This is a genomic window from Streptomyces sp. NPDC034086, from assembly GCF_055575515.1.
In genome coordinates this window covers 228,862-247,498 of record NZ_JBVISM010000002.1, presented here as the reverse complement: position 1 = coordinate 247,498, position 18,637 = coordinate 228,862, and the positions used below count along the sequence as shown (strand labels likewise).

The following is an 18,637-nucleotide window of genomic DNA, read 5'->3' as shown; positions in this document are numbered from 1 at the left end:
GAGCCGGCGCGGGAAGGGAAACCCGGATCGGAACCGGAGCCGGAGCCGGAACCGGAGCCGGTGCCGGAACCGGTGCCGGTGCCGGAGCCGGGCGGCCGGCGGACGGGCAGCAGCTGGGCGGTGGCCGTGGCGTCACCCGCCGGCTCGGGACCAGTGGCCGTGGGCAGCGTGGCGGTCACCGGGGGCCGTCCTCTCGGATCGCGGTGGCGGAGGTCAGATGGGCGCCGGTGTGACTGGTCAGCTCCCACTCGTTGCGGCCGCGCTGCTCGCGCCAGACCGCACGGATCGCGGCGCCCGCCAGCATCACCTGGTAGAAGGGGCCGCCCACGATGAGCTTGAGGTAGTGCGCGAAGCGCACCCGCAGCCCGTACTGGCGGCCGAAGTCGTGCAGGCCGACGATCTCGAAGACGAAGGTCACCATCGCCGTGATCATGGGGAGGAAGGTGATGACCGCGACGCCGACCGGCATGTCGAGGAAGACCGCCACGGCGAAGTTGACCGGGATGATCACCCCGGAGGCCGCCTGCATGAAAGGGGTCATCAAGGTGTAGCGGGCCAGCCAGCGCTGGCCGCGGCCGGGCATCTGCCGCCAGTCCTTCTTGCGGTAGACCTGGAGGAAGCCCTGGTTCCAGCGGGTGCGCTGCTTCAGCAGGCTCATCAGCGAGCCCGGGGTCTCCTCACGGGTGACCATGTCGGAGTCGTACGCGACCACCACCTTCTTGCCCGCCGAGGACAGCCGCACCCCCAGGTCGCAGTCCTCGGCCAGGCAGTTCTGGTCCCAGCCGCCGACCTCGCGCAGCACCCCGGTGCGCACGAAGACGGTGTTGCCGCCCAGCGGGATGAAGCCCTTCTCGGCGTGCAGGTGCAGACGGGAACGGAACCAGAAGAAGTACTCCAGGCAGTTGCGCAGGCTGTACCAGCTGGAGTGGAAGTTGATCAGCTGCACCCCGCCCTGGACCACGTCCGCGCCCGTGGCGCGGAAGGCGTGGTCGACGTGGGTGAGCAGCTCGGGGTGGACCTGGTCCTCGGCGTCGAAGACCCCGACGATGTCGCCCCGGCAGTGCGGGAGGGCCGTGTTGAGGGCCTTCGGCTTGTTCTTGGCCGCGTGGTGGTCGACGACGACCCGTACGCGCTCGGGCGCGCCGGCCTCGGCGCGGGCGGCCACGGCGGCCGTCTCCGGGTCGTCGTGGCCGACGATGACGATGATCTCGTAATCGGTGTGGCTCGATTCGAGCAGCCGCTCGATGGTGTGCTCCAGCACGGCCTGCTCGTGACGGGCGGGCAGCAGCAGCGAGAAGGAGAGCCGGCCCCCGCCGTCGGGACTGTCGAAGCGGGTCGAGGCGAGCGTCTCGGGCGTACGCCAGGCGTGCATCTGCCACCACAGCGTGAACGCGGCCATCCAGAAGAGCGCCAGAGAAATGGCAGAAACCAAGACAGAGGTGAGCAAACCGTCCCCCCACAGACGCGCCGCAACCCCAGGCGGCGACCGACACCCGGAGGACGGCCCGGCCCCCCGGCCCGCCGCCTCCGCTTCCCCCACGCGCGCACCCCCCAGTGCGCGTCTCGGTTACTCCCGGAGACCCGAGACTAGGCAGCGGAGAGGAAGGTCAGGCGCCGCACCGATAAAAACCACCTCTCCACGCGGTCCCCGCGCAACCGGAATTGACGCCACCCCCGCCACAATCAGGGACGTACCACACCCAACTGCTCGGCCAACTCGACCGGTTCGGTCGTAGGCCGCGCGCAGACGAAGTGCCGGCACACGTACGCCGTCGGAAGGTCGCGCACCAGTGTGCGCTCGGCCAGAAGGGGGAACTCCCCGCCGCTGCCGTCGGCCATGCGCGGCGGCCCGACCGCCACCACGGCCCCCGGGGCCGTCCCCAGCAACGCCGTCCGGTGCAGCGCGGCCGTCGCCGGATCCTCCGGATGCCCCACCACCGCCACCTCGCGCGGCCCGTCGACGAGCGCCTCCGCGACCGCCAGCCCGTGCCCGATGAAACGCGGGGCGCGCGGCCCGAGCGCGTGCACCACCCCGAGCGCCCGCTCCGCCGCCTCCCGGTGCGGCCGCGACCCCGTGTGCGCGGCGTACGACAGCAGCGCACCGGCGGCCGCGGTCCAGCCCGACGGGGCGGCCGTGTCGGTGGGGTCCTGCGGCCGGCGGATCAGCTGCTCGGCGTCGTGCGCGGTGTCGTACAGCGACCCGTCCTCGCCGGTGAACCGCGCCATCACCAGGTCGACGAGGAACCCGGCGAACTCCAGCCACACCCCCTCGCCCGTGACGGACGCCAGCGTGAGGAACCCCTCGGCGACGTCCCCGTAGTCCTCCAGCACCCCCGCGTTCGCGCCGGCCCGCCCGTCCTTGCTGGTCCGCGCGAGCCGGGCCCGGCTGTCCATGTGCACCCGCACCAGCAGGTCGGCGGCCTCGATGGCCCGCTCCACCAGATCGGGCCGCTCGAAGAAGGCCCCGCACTCGGCGAGCGCCGCGACGGCCAGCCCGTTCCACGCGGCGACGACCTTGTCGTCCCGCCCCGGCGCGGGCCGCAGCGCGCGGGCCGCCAGCAGCCGCTCCCTGACTGAGGCGATCCGCCCGGCCTCCACCGCCGGCCCGTCCAGCGGCAGTTGCAGCACCGACTTGCCGTGCTCGAAGGTCCCCTCCTCGGTGACCCCGAAGTACGCGGCGGCGAGCGCCCCGTCCTCCTCCCCGAGCACCTCGGCCAGCTGCGCGGGCGTCCAGGCGTAGTACGCCCCCTCGACGTGCCCGCCGGTCAGCGGATCCTCGCTGTCGGCATCGAGCGCCGACGCGAACCCGCCCTGCTCGGTGCGCAGTTCACGCACCATGAAGTCGGCCGTCTCCAGCGCGACGCGGCGCGCCAGATCGGACCCGGTGGCCCGCCACAGGTGCGCGTACACCCGGCACAGCAGCGCGTTGTCGTACAGCATCTTCTCGAAGTGCGGCACCACCCACTCCCGGTCCACGGAGTACCGCGCGAACCCGCCGCCGAGCTGGTCGTAGATCCCGCCCCGCGCCATCGCCTCACAGGTGTCGGCGGCCATCTGCAGGGCACCCTCGGACCCGGTCCGGGCGTGGTGGCGCAGCAGGAACTCCAGCACCATGGACGGCGGGAACTTCGGCGCCCCGCCGAATCCGCCGCGCACGGCGTCGTACTCCCGCGTCAGCCCGAGCAGCGCCTGCCCGAGTTCCTCCGGCCCCGGCAGCCCGGCCTTCCCGTAGTCCAGCTGCCGCCCGGCCAGGTCCCGCACGATCCGCTGCGCGACCTCGGCGACCTCCTCCCGCCGCCCGTCCCAGGCGGCCCGCACCCCTTCGAGCACCTGCCTGAAGGAGGGCATCCCGTGCCGGGGCTCGGGCGGGAAGTAGGTGCCGAAGTAGAAGGGCTCGGCCTCGGCCGTGAGGAACACGGTCATGGGCCACCCGCCCTGCCCGGTCGCCGCCTGCACGGCCTCCATGTAGACGGCGTCGATGTCCGGGCGTTCCTCGCGGTCGACCTTGATGTTGACGAAGTGCTCGTTCATGTAGGCGGCCGCTGCCTCGTCCTCGAAGGATTCGCCGGCCATGACATGGCACCAGTGGCACGCGGAGTAACCGACCGACAGCAGAACGGGCACATCGCGCTGCCGCGCCTCCGCGAACGCCTCGGGTCCCCACGGCCACCAATCGACCGGGTTGTCGGCGTGCTGAAGCAGATAAGGCGAGGTCGTACCAGCCAACCGGTTCATACGATCCAGCCTCTCACAGCACCCGACACGACCGGCCGAACCCTCACGCGCCTGCCTCGCCTGGCCGACCCGCGCCGGTGCGCCGTCCCGTGGTGGGCGACCCCTTCCCTCGGGTCGGTGCCGCGCTCTTCCCGGCGTTCGTCCGAGCCGGGCGGTCCGACACCTCGGAACAGTAGGCTGGGGCGCAGCAGCGCCGGACCTGTCGAGGCTCCTCGAAGGAGGTACACCATGACCGCCGAGATGGTGGCGCCCGCGTGGATGCACGCACAGATCAGCGCGGAACAGTACGACTCCTGGTCCGAGGAGCAGTGCGCCGGCATCGAGGTCGTGGACGGGATGGCCGTCGTGAGTCCGAGCGCCTCCAAGCGGCACAGCCGGCTGGCCCGGGTCCTGGCCAACGCCCTGGACGCCGCCGCGGGCCCGGACTGGAACGCGGACACGGACTTCGACGTCCGCCTCCAGGACGTTCCACTCACCAACCGCCGTCCGGACGTCATCGTCTACCGGGCGGAGACGATCGACCTCACGCCTACCCGCCCCGAGCACGTGCTCCTGGTCGTCGAGGTCGTGTTGCCCGGTTCGGAGACCACGGACCGGATCGTGAAGGTGGACCAGTACGCCAAGGGCGGCATCCCCTTCTACTGGCGGGTCGAGCAGGCCGCGACCGGGGTTCCGATCGTTTACACCTACATCCTCGACCCCGCCACCAAGGCGTACAGGGACGGGGAGACGTACACCGGCACGGTGAAGGCCACCGCACCCTTCTCCGTCACGGTCGACCTCGGGGACCTGTAAAAGTCGTCGTTCGCCGGCGATTGCACCTGCCCCACCACCCGCTCTCCCGGCGCCTCAGGGGTCCCGGAGTACGGGGGCGAGGGCTCGGGTCCAGGTGTCGCGGACCGTGGGCCAGGTGGGGGTGCAGCCGTGGGCGTGGGGGGCCGGGTCCGGGTGGCGGTCGGGGGCCGCGCCGTGCAGCAGGCAGAGGTGGGCGGCCGCGCGGGCGGCGGGCGGGGCGTGCTCGTCCGGCCCGGGACCGGCGGGCGGCGACAGCCGGTACGCCTCGGCGGCGGCCCGCAGGGCACGCTCTCCCGGCGGGCCCTCGCGGATCAGCATGAACGCGGCGAAGCCGTCGGCGGCGTCCTCCTCCGCCCGGTCCGAGGCGACGGGCAGGCCGAGGAGGTCGATGAGGGCGTGGCCCGCCTCGTGGTGGACCGTCTCGGTGGTGACGTCGGCGGCGGCCCCGTCGTCGCCCAGGAGGGCCCGCTCCTCCGCGAGGTCGTCGTAGCAGAGCTCGATGCGGCGGGTCCGCGGGTCGTAGCCGCTGCCCTCGCCGGCGCAGGAGCGGGCGAGGACGGTGACCCGGACCGGGAGGCGGAGGTGGGCGTTGAGGGCGTCGACGGCCCGTTCGGCGGGTGCGCGGGAGCGCAGCAGGGCGGCGTGGTCCTCGTCGGGCCCGTCGGGGTCCTCGTACCGGATGACGAACCCGGGGGCCGGCGGCTCGTTCCCGCAGCCGGACGCGGCGGCGAGGAGGGCCGCGCACAGGGCCAGGGCCGTCCAGCGCGGGGTCATGCGTCCAGCCTAGGCGTACATGTATGCGCGCGGATGTCCGTGGAGGCTCCAACTCCCTCTGAAATAGCTCAGATTCCTCGCGCCGCGCCCTGCCCCGCAGGACACTTGGCGCACGTTTCCGGAGCTCTCCGAGGAGGATGCCGATGCGGAACAGCCATCGTGTCGAGGCCGAACGGGTGCTGGCCCGGGCCGTCGAGGAGGAGGTCCGGCGGGCGGGGGCGGGGGACCGCGAGGCGTTGCTGGCACGGGGGCGGGAGGCGCTGGACGGGATCGCGGCGGCCGCCGGGGAGGAGTACGCGGCGTACGTGGCCGCCCTGGACGAGGCCGCCGCGGGCGAGCGGTCGCTCGGGGAGGCCTTCCGGCGGGGCGGCACCGGGGCGTCACTGTTCGCGTCGGGGGTCGCCGCGGCCGCCGCCGTGGGGGCGGACCTGGCGTTCGGGGTGGCGGCGGGGACGGCGGTCAGCGCGGGCGTCGTCGTGGGCGTCGCGGGGGCGGCGGCGACGGTGGCCACGGTGACCGCCCTGCACGTGCCCGCGGCGAACCGCCGGGCCGGGGCCGCGGGCCGCCCGGGCGGGCCGGAGCAGCTGCGGTTGCAGTGGCTGACGGCGCTGGAGGTGCGCGGGATCCGGCCGTTCCTGGAGCAGGAGCGGTTGGTGGCGGCGGCCGCGGTGCGGGGGCCGTCGCGGTCCCGGGCCGCCGGCGGCGGGGCCGTCAACGGCGGCGGCGGTGCGGCGCCGCTGCTGCGCGGGGGTGACCGCAGCGCGGAGGCCCGGCGGCGCGGCATGCTGGAGCAGTCGTTCGGGCAGCTCCCGGACGCCGGCGCGCTGTTCACGGGGCGGCGCGCGGAGCTGGCCCGGATCGCGCAGTGGGTGGGCGCGGCGCGGGCCGGCACGGAGACCCGGCCGGTGGTGGTGGTGCTGCACGGCGAGCCGGGGGTGGGGCGTACGGCGCTGGCGCTGCGGGCGGCGCACGCGCTGCGGGACCAGTTCCGCGGGGCGTGCGTGGTGGATCTGCGGGGCGGGTCCACCGGTGCGGGCGAGGCGCCACTGTCGACGCGGGAGGCGTTGCTGCACCTGCTGAACCGGCTGGGGGCGCCGCGGGAGCAGCTGCTGTTCCGTGAGGGTGCGTCGGCGGAGTCGCAGGTGCGGCGGCTGACGGAGCTGTACCACCGCCACCTCCGGAACGCGCCGGTGACGGTGGTGCTGGACGACGCGGTGGATCCGGAGCAGGTGCGGGCGCTCGTGCCGGAGCGCTCGGAGAGCCTGGTGCTGGTCACGGCCAGGGAGCCGCTGGAGCTGCCGGGGGACCTGGCGGCGTGGACGCACCGGCTGCCGGTGGTGCGGCTGGCGCGGGAGGAGGCGGCCGGGGTGCTGCGCGCGGGGGCGCGTGCGGCGGGTGAGGCGGCGCCGGAGGGGGCCGCGCTGTCGGGGCTGCTGGAGCTGGGGGCGGGGCTGCCGCTGGCGCTGCGGGTGCTGGCTCCGCTGGGGTCGGCGCGGGCCTCGGACGGGGGTGGGGGCGGGGGTCTGGAGCACGCCCTGGAGCTGGCGTACGTACGGCTGCCGGAGGAGCGGCGGCGGCTGTTGCGGCGGCTGACGCTGGCGGGACGGGCTTCGCTGGGGGCGGCCGCGGCGGCGGCGCTGGCGGGTGCGGAGCGGGTGGAGGCCGGGCGGCTGCTGGGGGAGCTGGCGCGGGCGGGCCTGCTGGACCTGGTGCGCGGGGAGCGGTACCGGATGCACGACGCGGTGCGCGCGTACGCGGCGGCGCGGCTGGCGGCGGACGAGGACCGGGCGGAGGCGGCGGCCGCGCACGAGCGGCTGGTACGGGACTACGCGCGGCTCGCGGACTCGGTGATCCGGATGGTCGACGGGAAGATGTCGACGCGGTCGAACGCGGTGGCGGGGTCGGACGCGGTCGGGGGGCACGGTTTCGCCTCGCTGGACGCGGCGCTGCGCTGGCTGGACGACGAGTCGAGCTTCATCACGGCGGCGCTGCGGGATTCGGAGGGGGTGGACCAGCAGGCGGTGCTGGATCTGCTGGGGGCGTTGTGCGATTTCTGTCTGCTGCGCGGGGACCTGTACCGGCTCGGGGAGATCAACGAGCTGACGCGGGCGGTGGACGGGGGGCGGCTGAACCGTTCGGTGCAGTGGCGCACGGGGATCGCGGCGCGTCAGCTGGGCGAGCTGGACAAGTCGCGGACGACGCTGACCTCGCTGGTGGACGAGTACCGGGAGGCCCGGCAGGAGGCGGGTGCGGGCATGGCGCTGGTGTCGCTCGGGATCACGCTGCACCACCAGGGCAACCTGCCGGAGGCGGCGGCGCGGATCCGGGAGGCGCTGGCGTTGCAGGAGCCGGAGGAGCTGGCGGGTGACCGGGCGTGGGCGCTGCACGCGCTGGGGGCGGTGGAGCGGGACCGGGGGCGGCTGGCGGAGGCGCTGGAGCTGCTGGAGCGGTCGCTGGGGCTGCACCGGCAGAGCGAGAGCGTGCACGGTGAGGCGTGGGCGCACTTCCAGCTGGGGCAGGTGTTCCTGCGGACGGGTGGGGTGGCGCGGGCGGAGCGGGAGCTGCGGCTGGCGCTGGAGCTGTACGGGCGGACGCGGGACGACCGGGGTGAGGCGTGGGCGCTGACGCAGCTGGGGCGGGCCCGGGTGGTGGACGGGGATCCGGAGGGGGCGCTGGAGCGGCTGCGGGAGGCGTTGGCGCGGCACCGGGTGGCGGAGGACGCGCGGGGTGAGGCGTGGACGCTGTACTACCTGGGGCAGGCGCTGGAGGAGGGCGGTGAGCGGGACCGGGCGGTGCGGGAGCTGGAGCGGGCCCGGACGATGTTCTCGCGGATGCGGGACGCGTACGGGCTGGCGTACGCCCGCTACCAGTCGGGGCGGGTGACGCGGGACGAGCGGGCGGCGCGGACGGGGAACCTGCGGAACTCGGGTTTCGCGCGGCAGCTGCTGGTGGACGCGCGGGCCGATTTCCGGCGGATCGGGCTGGCGCACGGGGAGGCGTGGACGTGCGCGGAGCTGGCGGTGATCGACGCGGGGAACGGGCGGGCGGCGCAGGCGGTGGGGCTGTGCGAGGACGCGGTGCGGTTGTTCGTGTCGTACGGGGACCGGCGCGGGGAGGACTGGGCGCGGTTCCTGCGCTGCACGGCGCTGCCGTACGCGGGTGGGGGTGACGCGGTGGTGGAGGAGGCGCGGGCCGAGCTGGCCCGGCTGGCGGCGGCGCCGCACGCGCTGCGTGACGGGCGGCTGGAGGACTGCCTGGAGACGTACGGGGTGGTGCTGGCGCGGGGGGTGGACCCGGCGGAGGGCTGGCAGGCGTGGCGTCTGGGCCTGGTGCCGGGGCTGCGGGCGCGGGAGGTGATGGGGGTGGCGGTGCCGGGGGCGTAGGGCGCGCGGAGGCGCCGGTCCGGCCGCCGCCCCGCCGGGGCGCGCGCGGGGCGCCGCCGGGGCGCGCGGCAAGCACCGTCCCCGCCGGGGCGTACGGGCGCGCGCCGGGGCGCCGTCCCGCTCGCGTGTGGGGCGGGACGGCGCTGCCGCGCCGGGTGCGGGGTCCTACGCCTTGGGGGCGTCGGCGGCCGGGGTGGCGGCGGCCGGCTCGGGGGCTTCCTGGAAGTCGACGCGCCCCATGTGCTTGCTCATCGACTTCATCAGGCCCCACACGCCGAGGGCGAGGGCGGCGAACACGACGAACCCCAGGAGTCCGGGGGTCACCTTGTTCTTGTCGAAGGTGTCGGCGGCCAGCGGAAGGAGCTGGGTGACTGCGGCCTGCGTAGCGCTCATGGCTGGACATTCTCCCGGATGCCCGCGAAGAGGTCGGACTCGGGGAGGGAGGTGTTGACGAGCGACTTGGCGAGCTCGTACTCCTCGGTGGGCCAGACCTCCTTCTGGATCTCCATCGGGACGCGGAACCAGCCGCCGTCCGGGTCGATCTGCGTGGCGTGCGCGATGAGGGCCTTGTCGCGGATCTCGAAGAAGTCGGAGCAGGGGACGTGGGTGGTGAGGGTGCGCTCGGTGCGCTCGAACTCCTTCCAGCGCTCGAGCCACTCGCCGTAGGGGGATTCCAGGCCGCGCGCGAGGAGCGCCTCGTGGAGGGCGAGGGTGCGCGGCTTGTTGAAGCCCTGGTTGTAGTAGAGCTTCTGCGGCTGGTACGGGGCGCCGTACTCGGCCTCGGGGTACTTCTCGGTGTCGGCCGCGCCGTCGAAGGCCACCATCGTGATCTTGTGGGTCATGATGTGGTCGGGGTGCGGGTAGCCGCCGTTCTCGTCGTAGGTGGTGATGACCTGCGGCTTGAACGCGCGGATCTTCTTCACCAGCTCGCCCGCGGCCTCGTCCACGTCCGCGAGGGCGAAGCAGCCTTCGGGCAGCGGCGGCAGCGGGTCGCCCTCGGGCAGGCCGGAGTCGACGTAACCGAGCCATTCCTGCTGGACGCCGAGGATCTCGCGGGCCTCGTCCATCTCCCTGGCGCGCACCTCGTGGATGTTCTCCTCGATGTACTTGTCGCCCTGGAGCTTGGGGTTCAGCACGGAGCCGCGCTCGCCGCCGGTGCAGGTGACCACGAGCACCGGCACTCCCTCGGATACGTACTTGGCCATCGTGGCCGCGCCCTTGCTCGACTCGTCGTCGGGGTGGGCATGGACGGCCATCAGTCGAAGCTGCTCGGTCAAGACAGGATCCTCTGCGATTCGGCGCGACGGTCAGCCTCTATATTGACCGAATCGGGGGAGGGAAAATTCCTGGGTGTGCCACCCCTTCCCGACGAGAGGATTCGATCATGAGCGCGGTGCGCGAAGGGCTTCCCGAGGGCCGGTACGGACGGTCGGCGGACGAGCGCGCGGACCGGAAGCTGAAGATCGTCGGGTCGGCGCTCGGGATCGGGCTGCTGGCCGTGGTCGGGTGGATCGGCTGGGACTACGTCGGCGGGCAGAGCGTGAGCGCCGAGGTGATCAAGTTCCAGATCGTGTCCGACCGGGAGGTCCAGGTGCACCTGGAGATCCGCAAGGAGGCCTCGGTCACGGGTGTGTGCACCCTCAGTTCCCAGGACGAGGAGCACGGCGAGGTGGGCCGTGCCGACTTCACGTTCGGGCAGGCGGCGGAGCGGGTGGACGAGGTGGTCACCCTGAAGACCACGGGCCGCGCCACGATGGTGGAGCTCGTGGGCTGCCAGCCGGCGGGCTGAGCCGACGGGCCGGGCCGACGGGGCGGCCGGTCCGCGGGTCCCCGGGACCGTTGCGCCCTTTTGATCTTGCCGATCGTCGCTGCCTAGCATGTGCACGCCAATCCCGTGCCAGGTCCAGCCGACGGAAGACACCCATGCGCCTCCAGCGGATACTCGCCGCCACCGCAGCCCTCGCCTCGCTCACGGTCCTCGCCACCGCCTGCGAGGACCCCGCCGAGCCGCCAAAGCCGGGGGCGCGCCCGGCCGCTGCCGTCACGGCCTCCGCCGCCCCGGCCTCCCCGGCGGCCGGCTCCGCGCCCGCCACACTGGCCGGGGCCCGGGCGCACGTGCAGAAGTACACGTCCTGCGAGGACCTGAGCACCGACCCCAAGGACACCCGGGTTCCGCTGAGCGGCTTCATCGGCGTCGGCGACTGGTCCGTCACGGAGCGCGGCGTCTGCACGGACAAGAGGGCGCGGGGCGAGATCGTCCTCTTCCTGACCCCGGACATGAAGGCCTTCCAGCAGGCCGCCAAGGACCACGCCGCCAAGCTGCTCGCCGAGGGCCGCGAGGACCACGACCTCGCCAGCCGCACCGTCGTGGGCAAGACCTTCGCGCTGACCGCGCTCAAGACCGCCACCGCCGTGTCCCTGGTCGACCCCGCCGGCTCCGACCTGCGGATCCTGAGCTGCAACCCCGGCGTCTACGTGCCCGAGGGCTTCAAGAAGGAGAAGGCCCTGGTCGAGGGGTGCGTCCTCACCGACTACGTCGACAGTGCCGACGGGCAGGGCAGCCCCTTCCGCGGGCCGGTCCGCGACCCCGCCACCGAGCGGACCGCGGAGGCCGGCGAGCCGGGCCGGCCGGCCACCGGAAGCCTGGGCCTGCCGAACGCCGGCGGCATCGAGGAGCTGCGCGCGCTCGTCGGCCGGGGCGGGGTCGACTGCACCCGCATGACCGTGACCGACGAGCACGTCGAGTCGATCGACTACCAGCCGGTCGTCGACGGCGACCCCCGCTCCTGGGGGATCGCCGAGCGGGCCGTCTGCGGCCGGCTCGGCGGGGAGCAGCGCGCGCACGACCTGAACTGGCTGAACACCGTCTCCGACATGAAGACGCTCCAGACCAAGGCGAAGGCGGCGCAGCTGGCCGACCTGCGGGCGGGCCGGCCGCGGGCCACCAAGAGCAAGCTGCTGGTCGGTACGGACATCGCCGTGGAGACCAACAGCGCGAGCCTGCGCCACGGGCTCTACCAGCTCCAGTTCCTCTCCCTGAACTGCGAGGCCGGCTTCACCGCGCCGGCCGGGTACCGGCTGGAGAAGGCCCAGGTCGAGGGCTGTGTCCTGACCAACTTCGAACGCTGACGCCCGGGCGCCGGCCGAGGTGACGGACGGCGGCCCGGGGCGTGCGCGGCACGTCCCGGGCGGGGTGGACTGGGACGTTCCGTCATCCGAGCACCAGGAGCCGCCATGTCACTCTTCATCCCGGACTTCGACGACGCCGTGGTCGTACGCGCCGCCGACGCCGAGGAGATCCGGTTCGGACCCGACTCCGCCGTCCGGCTCCTGGCCGACAGCTCGGCCGCCGGCGGGGCCCTGTCCAGCATGCGCGTGACGCTGGGCGAGGGTGCGGACGGCGCCCGCCCGCACCGCCACGGCCGGTCCGCCGAGATGTTCTACGTGCTCGACGGGACGGCCCAGCTGCTGGCCGGCGACAGGGTGGTCACGGCCGGGGCCGGGGACGTCGTCATCGTGCCGCCGGGGCAGCAGCACGCCTTCGCCGCCGCGCCCGGGGAGACCGCCGAGATGCTGGTGGTCATCACCCCGGGGGTGGAGCGGTTCGAGTACTTCCGCCACCTGGAGCGCATCCGGTCCGGGACGGTACCGCCGGAGAGCCTGCTGGAGGTCCAGGAGCTGTACGACTCGTACTTCGGGACCAGTACCGTCTGGGAGGCCGCGCGCGCTCCCCGGCTCCGATGACACACTTCATACACAGGGTGTCCTCCCCCTTTTCTTCCCGAATTGTTAGGCTCGTGGTTTCGCCCGCCGCTGGCGGCCAAGTAGTCCCCTGTACCGACGAGGAGCACCCGTGACCCAGACGAGCGAGAGCGTCACCTGGCTGACCCAGGCGGCGTACGACCAGCTGAAGGCCGAGCTGGACTACCTCTCTGGTCCCGCCCGCACGGAGATCGCCATGAAGATCGCGGCTGCCCGCGAGGAAGGCGACCTGCGCGAGAACGGCGGTTACCACGCGGCCAAGGAGGAGCAGGGCAAGCAGGAACTGCGAGTGCGCCAGCTCACGCAGCTCCTGGAGAACGCCAAGGTCGGCACGGCCCCCGCCTCCGACGGCGAGGTCGCGCCGGGCACCCTCGTCACGATCGCCTTCGACGGCGACGAGGACGACACCCTGGAGTTCCTGCTGGCCTCCCGTGAATACGCGTCCGACGACTTCGAGACGTACTCGCCGCAGTCCCCGCTGGGCGCCGGCGTGAACGGCAAGAAGGTCGGCGACGACGCCCAGTACGAGCTGCCGAACGGCAAGAAGGCCACGGTCAAGATCCTGGCCGTCAAGCCCTTCACCGGCTGATCACCCCGTGACCCGTACGCGTACGGGCCCCCGCCGGACCCGGTCCGGCGGGGGCCCGTGTGCGAGGTGCGCGTCCCGGGTCCTCAGGCGGTCGCCGACGCGTTCGAGACGAAGTCGGCGGGAACAGCCGGATCAGCCCGCCGGAGGTGGCCGCCTCCGGGGTGCGCACCCCGGCCGTGCCGGGGTCAGGACATGACCCGGTATCCCGCGCCGTGCAGGGTGCGGGCGACCTCCGCACAGTGCTCGGGGCCCTTCGTCTCCAGGTGCAGCTCCACCTCGACCTCGGTCAGCCCGAGCCGGGGGTCCGTGCGCACGTGGCTGACGTCCTGCACGTTGGCGTCCACCGTCGACAGCACCGCCAGCAGCCCCGCCAGCGCCCCCGGCCGGTCGGCGACCCGCAGCCGCAGCGACAGGTAACGGCCCGCCGCCGCCATGCCGTGCCGCAGGATCCGCTGGAGCAGCAGCGGGTCGACGTTGCCGCCGGACAGGACGGCGACCACCGGTCCGCTCCCGTACAGCTCCGGCTCGCTCAGCAGGGCCGCCACGGTGCTGCACCCGGCGGGCTCCACCACCAGCTTGGCCCGCTCCAGGCACAGCAGCAGGGCGCTGGACAGGGCGTCCTCGGAGACGGTCCGTACGTCGTCCAGCAGCTCCCCGATGATCGCGAAGGGGACGTCCCCGGGGCGGCCGACCTTGATGCCGTCCGCCATCGTGTTCGGGTCCTCGATCGACACCGGATGCCCGACCCGCAGGGACGGCGGGTAGGCGGCGGCCCCTTCCGCCTGTACGCCGACCACCTTCACGTCCGGGCGCAGCGCCTTGACCGCGACGGCGATGCCGGCGGCGAGCCCGCCGCCGCCGATGCCGACGAGGATCGTGCGCACCTCGGGGCACTGCTCCAGGATCTCCAGGCCCACCGTGCCCTGCCCGGCGATGATGTCGCGGTGGTCGAAGGGGTGGATGAACACCGCCCCGGTGCGGTCGGCGTGCTCCTGGGCGGCGGCCAGGGTCTCGTCGACGACCTGGCCGTGCAGGCGCACCTCGGCGCCGTACTCCTGGGTGGCGGCCACCTTGGGCAGCGGGGCCCCGACCGGCATGAACACGGTGGAACGGACCCCGAGCAGGGAGGAGGCCAGCGCCACGCCCTGGGCGTGGTTGCCCGCGCTGGCCGCGACGACCCCGGCGGCGCGCTGCTCGGGGCGCAGACCGGCGATGCGCACGTACGCTCCGCGCAGCTTGAAGGAGCCGGTGCGCTGGAGGTTCTCGCACTTGAAGTGGACGGGGGAGCCCGTGAGGGCCGACAGGTGCCGGCTGCCCTCCATCGGCGTCACCCTGGACACGCCCGACAGCATCTTCTGGGCCCCCCGGACGTCGTCGAGGATGACCTGCGGGACGGGCACGGGCACGCGGTAGTTCATGCGGCCAGTCTCGCAGCCCGCGGGGGCCCCGGCTCAGGGACGGACGCGGCCCCCGGGCGCGGGGGGACGCCGCGCCCGGACCGTGCCGGGGCGGCGGTGCGAGTGCACAAGGGCCGCACGGGGGACGGAATCCGGCCATGCGGGACACTCCCCCCCCGGCCGCGGCCGGGGGCCGTATCAGTTGTCAAACGCGGCGTACGAGCCGACGCGGGGCCGCGTACTCTGTCCCCCATCCCTGTCGGCCCCATGCGAAGAGAGCCCACGGCCATGCCCTCGATCCCGGCCAGTTCCGACCTGCCCGCGGCGGCCGAAGCGCCCGCCGGAGCGGGACTCCTCGACGCGCTCCAGCACCAGGTGGCCGTCTTCGCCCGCCGGGCCGAGCAGACCCGCCTGGGCGGTGTCGGCCAGGCCCGCAACTCGATGGACCGCGCCGCGTACCTGCTGCTGAACCGGCTCGACCTGGAAGGCCCGATGGGGGTGAAGGCCCTCGCGGGCGGGATGGGCATCGACTCGTCCACCGTCACCCGCCAGGTCGCCCCGCTCGTCGACAGCGGCCTGGTCAAGCGCACCTCGCACCCCGAGGACGGCCGGGCCGTGGTGCTGGCGCTGTCCCCGCGCGGTCTGGCCCGCCTGGAGGAGGTCCGCTCCTCGCGGCGCGAGCTGATGGCCCGGGTGACGGAGGGCTGGTCCCAGGAGGAGCGCGAAGTGTTCACCGCGCTGCTGACCCGCTTCAACGGCTCGCTGTCGGAGCTGATGTCCGCCGTCTCCGAGGGCGGCCCGGCCTCCTGACCCGGCCGGTGCCCGCGCCGCTGCCGCTGACAACGCCGTGTCCGACCCCTTGACCGGGGTGGTGGCACCGGCCGCACCATGGGTGCCGTGGACGGGCGCTCGGGGCGGGATGCGGAGTTCGAGGCCTTCGTCGCGGGCGCGGCGGGGCGGCTGCTGCACGTCGCCGCCCTGCTGACGGCCGAACCCCCGGACGCGGCGCCCGCCGCCCGGCGGATCCTCGCGGGCGCGCTGGCCCGTACGTACGCGCACTGGGCCCGGCTGCGCGACGACGACCCGTACGACCGCACCCGTGCCGAGCTGTGCGCCGCGTACGCCCGCACCGCCCGCCGGCTGCCGCGCGGCGGCGGGGTCCTCGCGCCGCTGGCCCCGGTGGAGCGGCTGGTGCTGGTGATGCGGATCTACGAGGGTGTCGCGGAGGAGGTCACGGCCGCGCAGCTGGGGCTGCCGCCGGAGCGGGTCGAGGCCGTGTGCAACCGGGCGGTGGCCATGCTGCGCTCGGCGGCCGCCACCTCGGCCGCCGCGGAGGCGGCATGAGCCCCCTCGACCGGAAGGAGACCCAGGTCAGGCGCCTGCTCGAGGGCCCGCATCCGGCGGTGCCGGCCGGTCTGGCGACGGCGGCCCGGGCGCACGGCAGGCGACTGCTGCGCCGCCGGCGGGCGCTGCGCCGGTTCGGGTGGGCGCTGCTGTGGGCGGCGGCGGTGGCCTTCACGGTGTGGGCGGCGCTGACGCGGCCCTGGGCCGTCCCGCCCAGCGAGGTCTCGCCGCCCCTGGAGGGCTGGTGACCTCCAGGGGCGGGGCGCCGCCGGGGAGCCGTGACGGCCGGTGCCCGTCGAGGACCTGGCCGAGGACCTAGCCGAGGGCCTGGGTGAGGTCCGCGACGAGGTCGTCGGCGTTCTCGATGCCGACGGAGACGCGGATCAGGTCCGCGGGGACCTCCAGCGCCGAGCCGGCCACCGAGGCGTGCGTCATCCGGCCCGGGTGCTCGATGAGGGACTCGACGCCGCCGAGGGACTCGGCCAGCGTGAAGATCCTGGTGCGGCCGCAGACCGCGACGGCCTCCTCCTCGCCGCCGGCGACCTGGAAGGAGACCATGCCGCCGAAGTTGCGCATCTGCTTGGCGGCGATCTCGTGGCCCGGGTGCTCGGGCAGGCCCGGGTAGAGGACCTTGGTGACCTTCGGGTGGCGCTTGAGCGCCTCCACGACCTTCGCCGCGTTCTCCGCGTGCCGGTCCATCCGCACGGCCAGCGTCTTGATGCCGCGCAGCACGACCCACGAGTCGAAGGGTCCGGCGACGGCGCCCATCGCGTTCTGGTGGTAGGCCAGTTCCTCGCCGAGGGCCTCGTCGGCCGTGACGAGGGCACCGCCGACGACGTCGGAGTGGCCGCCCATGTACTTGGTCAGCGAGTGCACGACCACGTCGGCGCCGAGCGCCAGCGGCTGCTGGAGGTAGGGGGAGGCGAAGGTGTTGTCCACGACCAGCCGGGCCCCGGCCTCCCGCGCGATCTGGGCGACCATCGCGATGTCGGTGATGCCCAGCAGCGGGTTCGACGGGGTCTCGACCCAGATGACCTTGGTCTTCGGGGTCAGGGCGGCCCGCACCGACTCCGCGTCGGAGGTGTCGGCCACCGACCACTCCACGCCCCAGCGGGAGACGACCTTCGCGAAGAGGCGGAACGTGCCGCCGTAGGCGTCGTTCGGGATGACGACGTGGTCGCCCGGGGAGAGCAGCGTACGCAGCAGGCAGTCCTCGGCGGCGAGCCCGGACGCGAAGGCGAGGCCGCGCCGGCCGCCCTCCAGCGCCGCGAGGTTCTCCTCCAGGGCGGTCCGGGTCGGATTGGCGCTGCGGCTGTACTCGTAGCCGCCGCGCAGTCCGCCCACGCCGTCCTGCTTGTAGGTGGACACCTGGTAGATGGGCGGTACGACCGCGCCGGTCTGCGGGTCCGCCGTGTTGCCCGCGTGGATCGCGCGGGTCTCGAAGCTCTGGTGCTCGTGGCTGTCGTCGCTCATGAGGCAGATGCTATGCCCCGTCAGCGCCGGGGTCCTCTCCTGGACCGGCCCCGCACTGGCCGGGTGCGCGGCACCCGCCGTTGGCCATCCGGCCGCCCGGTCTGGTTCGCTTGGCGGTATGGAGATTATCTCGGTCCTGATGGGGCTCGCCCTGGTCGCCCTCTTGGTCTGGTCGTTCACCCGGGCCCGGCGCGACGGGGGGCTGCGCCTGGTCGCCCCCGGCAGCCCCGATGCCGCCGACCCCGCGGACTACGGGTTCGTACGCCAGGAGGAGCTGGACGTCCGGGTGCCCGGTCCCGACCAGGACCTGATGGACGCTCTGGAGAACGTCCAGCGCACCGGCCACTGGCAGGCCGCGTCCGCCCTGCTCGCCGGCACCCCCAAGGACGGCGAGCGGCGCTGGCAGCGCGTGCAGGCCTTCGGCGGCGCGGCGGCACTGGAGCTGGCGCAGCGGCCCGGGGCCGGCGCGCCGTGGCTGAAGGCCTGGCGGCTGGAGGCGGAGAAGGACGCGGGCGGCGCCCAGGTCCACGCGGAGCTGCTGGTGCAGCAGGCGTGGCGGTCCTCCGGCGGGGTGGGCTCGCACGATCACCGGATCATCCTGGAGGAGGCGCGCGAGGCCTGCCGCAAGGCGTCGCTGCTGTCGCCCGGCGACCCGGTCCCCGTCATCACGGAGCTCGCCGTCGCCCGTGGCCTGGGCTACTCGGAGGCGGAGTTCGACGCGCTGTGGGCCCGGGTGATCGACGTGGCCCCGGCGCACATGGGCGCCCACCTGGCCGCCCTGCACTACTGGTGCGAGAAGTGGCACGGCTCGCGGGAGAAGGCCGACGCCTTCGCGCGGGCGGCCGCCGCCCGCGCGCCGCGGGGCTCGCTGCTGGCGGCGCTGCCGCTGTTCTCGGTGTACGAGAACATGCCCGACACGGTCCTGGTCAGCGACTTCGGCCGCACCGCGGTCGTCTCGCGGGCGCTGGAGGGGGCCCTGTACGCGGTGCACCAGGCGCGGGCGGACGACCCGATGCTGGCGCACGTACGGCACCTGCTGCTGTGGTTCCTGGTGGGCACGGGCCGCTGGGCGGAGGCCATGGAGCAGGTCCGCCACGTCGACGGCTACGTGGGCGCCCTGCCCTGGTCGGCCTCGGAGGACCCGGCGGCCGCGTACGCGGTGGCCCGGGCGATGGCGGTGGCCGGCTACGAGGCCAACGGCGGCTCCCCGGCGACGCTTCCGCACTGACCCGCGGCACTGAGCACCGACCCTCGGCCGGGGGCGGGCGGCCGCGTCCGCCCCGGGCCGCTCCCCCATCGGCACCCCCGCTCGCGGGCCGGCGGCGCCGGGCCATAGGGTGCGCGTGAACATTGCATCATGTGCGCGTCAATAAAGCGCACCCTTC

Annotated in this window: 17 protein-coding genes; 10 read left to right on the top strand and 7 right to left on the bottom strand. The window is 74.1% G+C overall.

Annotated features, from left to right (window positions below):
* Nucleotides 1-175: 175 nt before the first annotated feature.
* Together ACZ514_RS06520 and ACZ514_RS06515 are read right to left on the bottom strand one after the other, a co-directional pair.
* Complete coding sequence (locus ACZ514_RS06520) at nt 176-1,447, bottom strand: glycosyltransferase (protein WP_469124260.1); 1,272 nt, start codon at nt 1,445-1,447, stop codon at nt 176-178.
* 236 nt (nt 1,448-1,683) lie between these two features.
* A complete protein-coding gene (locus tag ACZ514_RS06515) occupies nt 1,684-3,735 on the bottom strand; it encodes a thioredoxin domain-containing protein (protein WP_469124259.1) in 2,052 nt (683 codons plus the stop codon).
* 228 nt (nt 3,736-3,963) lie between these two features.
* On the opposite strand from ACZ514_RS06515, the gene ACZ514_RS06510 reads away from it, so the two are divergent.
* Nucleotides 3,964-4,530, top strand: coding sequence for a Uma2 family endonuclease (locus tag ACZ514_RS06510; protein ID WP_469124258.1), 567 nt, complete (start codon nt 3,964-3,966; stop codon nt 4,528-4,530).
* Between the two features lie 54 nt (nt 4,531-4,584).
* Here ACZ514_RS06510 and ACZ514_RS06505 read toward each other — a convergent pair whose 3' ends face one another.
* Complete coding sequence (locus ACZ514_RS06505; RefSeq protein WP_469124257.1) at nt 4,585-5,304, bottom strand: DUF4344 domain-containing metallopeptidase; 720 nt, start codon at nt 5,302-5,304, stop codon at nt 4,585-4,587.
* A 143-nt stretch (nt 5,305-5,447) separates the two neighbouring features.
* On the opposite strand from ACZ514_RS06505, the gene ACZ514_RS06500 reads away from it, so the two are divergent.
* Nucleotides 5,448-8,687: a tetratricopeptide repeat protein gene (locus ACZ514_RS06500; RefSeq protein WP_469124256.1), complete on the top strand. Its 3,240-nt coding sequence runs from the start codon at nt 5,448-5,450 to the stop codon at nt 8,685-8,687.
* Between the two features lie 165 nt (nt 8,688-8,852).
* On the opposite strand, the gene ACZ514_RS06495 is transcribed toward ACZ514_RS06500, so the two are convergent.
* Both ACZ514_RS06495 and mca read right to left on the bottom strand, forming a co-directional pair.
* Nucleotides 8,853-9,080 (bottom strand): hypothetical protein, encoded by a 228-nt coding sequence (locus ACZ514_RS06495; RefSeq protein WP_388934380.1) that lies wholly within the window; start codon nt 9,078-9,080, stop codon nt 8,853-8,855.
* The gene (gene mca, locus ACZ514_RS06490) at nt 9,077-9,964 is read right to left on the bottom strand and encodes a mycothiol conjugate amidase Mca (protein ID WP_468169882.1); all 888 of its coding nucleotides are present in this window, start codon (nt 9,962-9,964) and stop codon (nt 9,077-9,079) included. Before mca ends, ACZ514_RS06495 begins: the two co-directional genes overlap by 4 nt.
* A 107-nt stretch (nt 9,965-10,071) precedes the next feature.
* Between mca and ACZ514_RS06485 the strand changes: the two genes are divergently transcribed.
* The 4 genes from ACZ514_RS06485 to greA all read left to right on the top strand — a co-directional run bounded on the left by ACZ514_RS06485 (nt 10,072) and on the right by greA (nt 13,038).
* The gene (locus ACZ514_RS06485; RefSeq protein WP_469124255.1) at nt 10,072-10,476 is read left to right on the top strand and encodes a DUF4307 domain-containing protein; all 405 of its coding nucleotides are present in this window, start codon (nt 10,072-10,074) and stop codon (nt 10,474-10,476) included.
* A gap of 134 nt (nt 10,477-10,610) precedes the next feature.
* Nucleotides 10,611-11,816 (top strand): hypothetical protein, encoded by a 1,206-nt coding sequence (locus tag ACZ514_RS06480; RefSeq protein WP_469124254.1) that lies wholly within the window; start codon nt 10,611-10,613, stop codon nt 11,814-11,816.
* Nucleotides 11,817-11,921: 105 nt separating this feature from the next.
* The gene (locus ACZ514_RS06475; RefSeq protein ID WP_468169891.1) at nt 11,922-12,431 is read left to right on the top strand and encodes a cupin domain-containing protein; all 510 of its coding nucleotides are present in this window, start codon (nt 11,922-11,924) and stop codon (nt 12,429-12,431) included.
* 109 nt (nt 12,432-12,540) lie between these two features.
* Complete coding sequence (gene greA / locus ACZ514_RS06470) at nt 12,541-13,038, top strand: transcription elongation factor GreA (protein ID WP_468169894.1); 498 nt, start codon at nt 12,541-12,543, stop codon at nt 13,036-13,038.
* Between the two features lie 185 nt (nt 13,039-13,223).
* Here the strand turns inward: greA and ilvA are convergent, their stop codons facing one another.
* Nucleotides 13,224-14,456, bottom strand: a complete 1,233-nt coding sequence (gene ilvA / locus ACZ514_RS06465; protein WP_468169898.1) for a threonine ammonia-lyase — start codon at nt 14,454-14,456, stop codon at nt 13,224-13,226.
* Nucleotides 14,457-14,723: 267 nt separating this feature from the next.
* Here ilvA and ACZ514_RS06460 point away from each other — a divergent pair, with 267 nt between their 5' ends.
* The 3 genes from ACZ514_RS06460 (at nt 14,724) to ACZ514_RS06450 (ending at nt 16,027) form a co-directional block, all read left to right on the top strand.
* The gene (locus tag ACZ514_RS06460; RefSeq protein WP_388934404.1) at nt 14,724-15,245 is read left to right on the top strand and encodes a MarR family winged helix-turn-helix transcriptional regulator; all 522 of its coding nucleotides are present in this window, start codon (nt 14,724-14,726) and stop codon (nt 15,243-15,245) included.
* Nucleotides 15,246-15,323: 78 nt separating this feature from the next.
* Nucleotides 15,324-15,779: an RNA polymerase gene (locus ACZ514_RS06455; RefSeq protein ID WP_468169904.1), complete on the top strand. Its 456-nt coding sequence runs from the start codon at nt 15,324-15,326 to the stop codon at nt 15,777-15,779.
* Nucleotides 15,776-16,027, top strand: a complete 252-nt coding sequence (locus ACZ514_RS06450) for a hypothetical protein (RefSeq protein WP_469124253.1) — start codon at nt 15,776-15,778, stop codon at nt 16,025-16,027. Before ACZ514_RS06455 ends, ACZ514_RS06450 begins: the two co-directional genes overlap by 4 nt.
* Nucleotides 16,028-16,094: 67 nt before the next feature.
* Here the strand turns inward: ACZ514_RS06450 and ACZ514_RS06445 are convergent, their stop codons facing one another.
* The gene (locus ACZ514_RS06445) at nt 16,095-17,252 is read right to left on the bottom strand and encodes a cystathionine gamma-synthase (protein ID WP_468169910.1); all 1,158 of its coding nucleotides are present in this window, start codon (nt 17,250-17,252) and stop codon (nt 16,095-16,097) included.
* A gap of 118 nt (nt 17,253-17,370) precedes the next feature.
* On the opposite strand from ACZ514_RS06445, the gene ACZ514_RS06440 reads away from it, so the two are divergent.
* Nucleotides 17,371-18,480, top strand: coding sequence for a hypothetical protein (locus ACZ514_RS06440; RefSeq protein ID WP_468169913.1), 1,110 nt, complete (start codon nt 17,371-17,373; stop codon nt 18,478-18,480).
* Nucleotides 18,481-18,637: the final 157 nt, after the last annotated feature.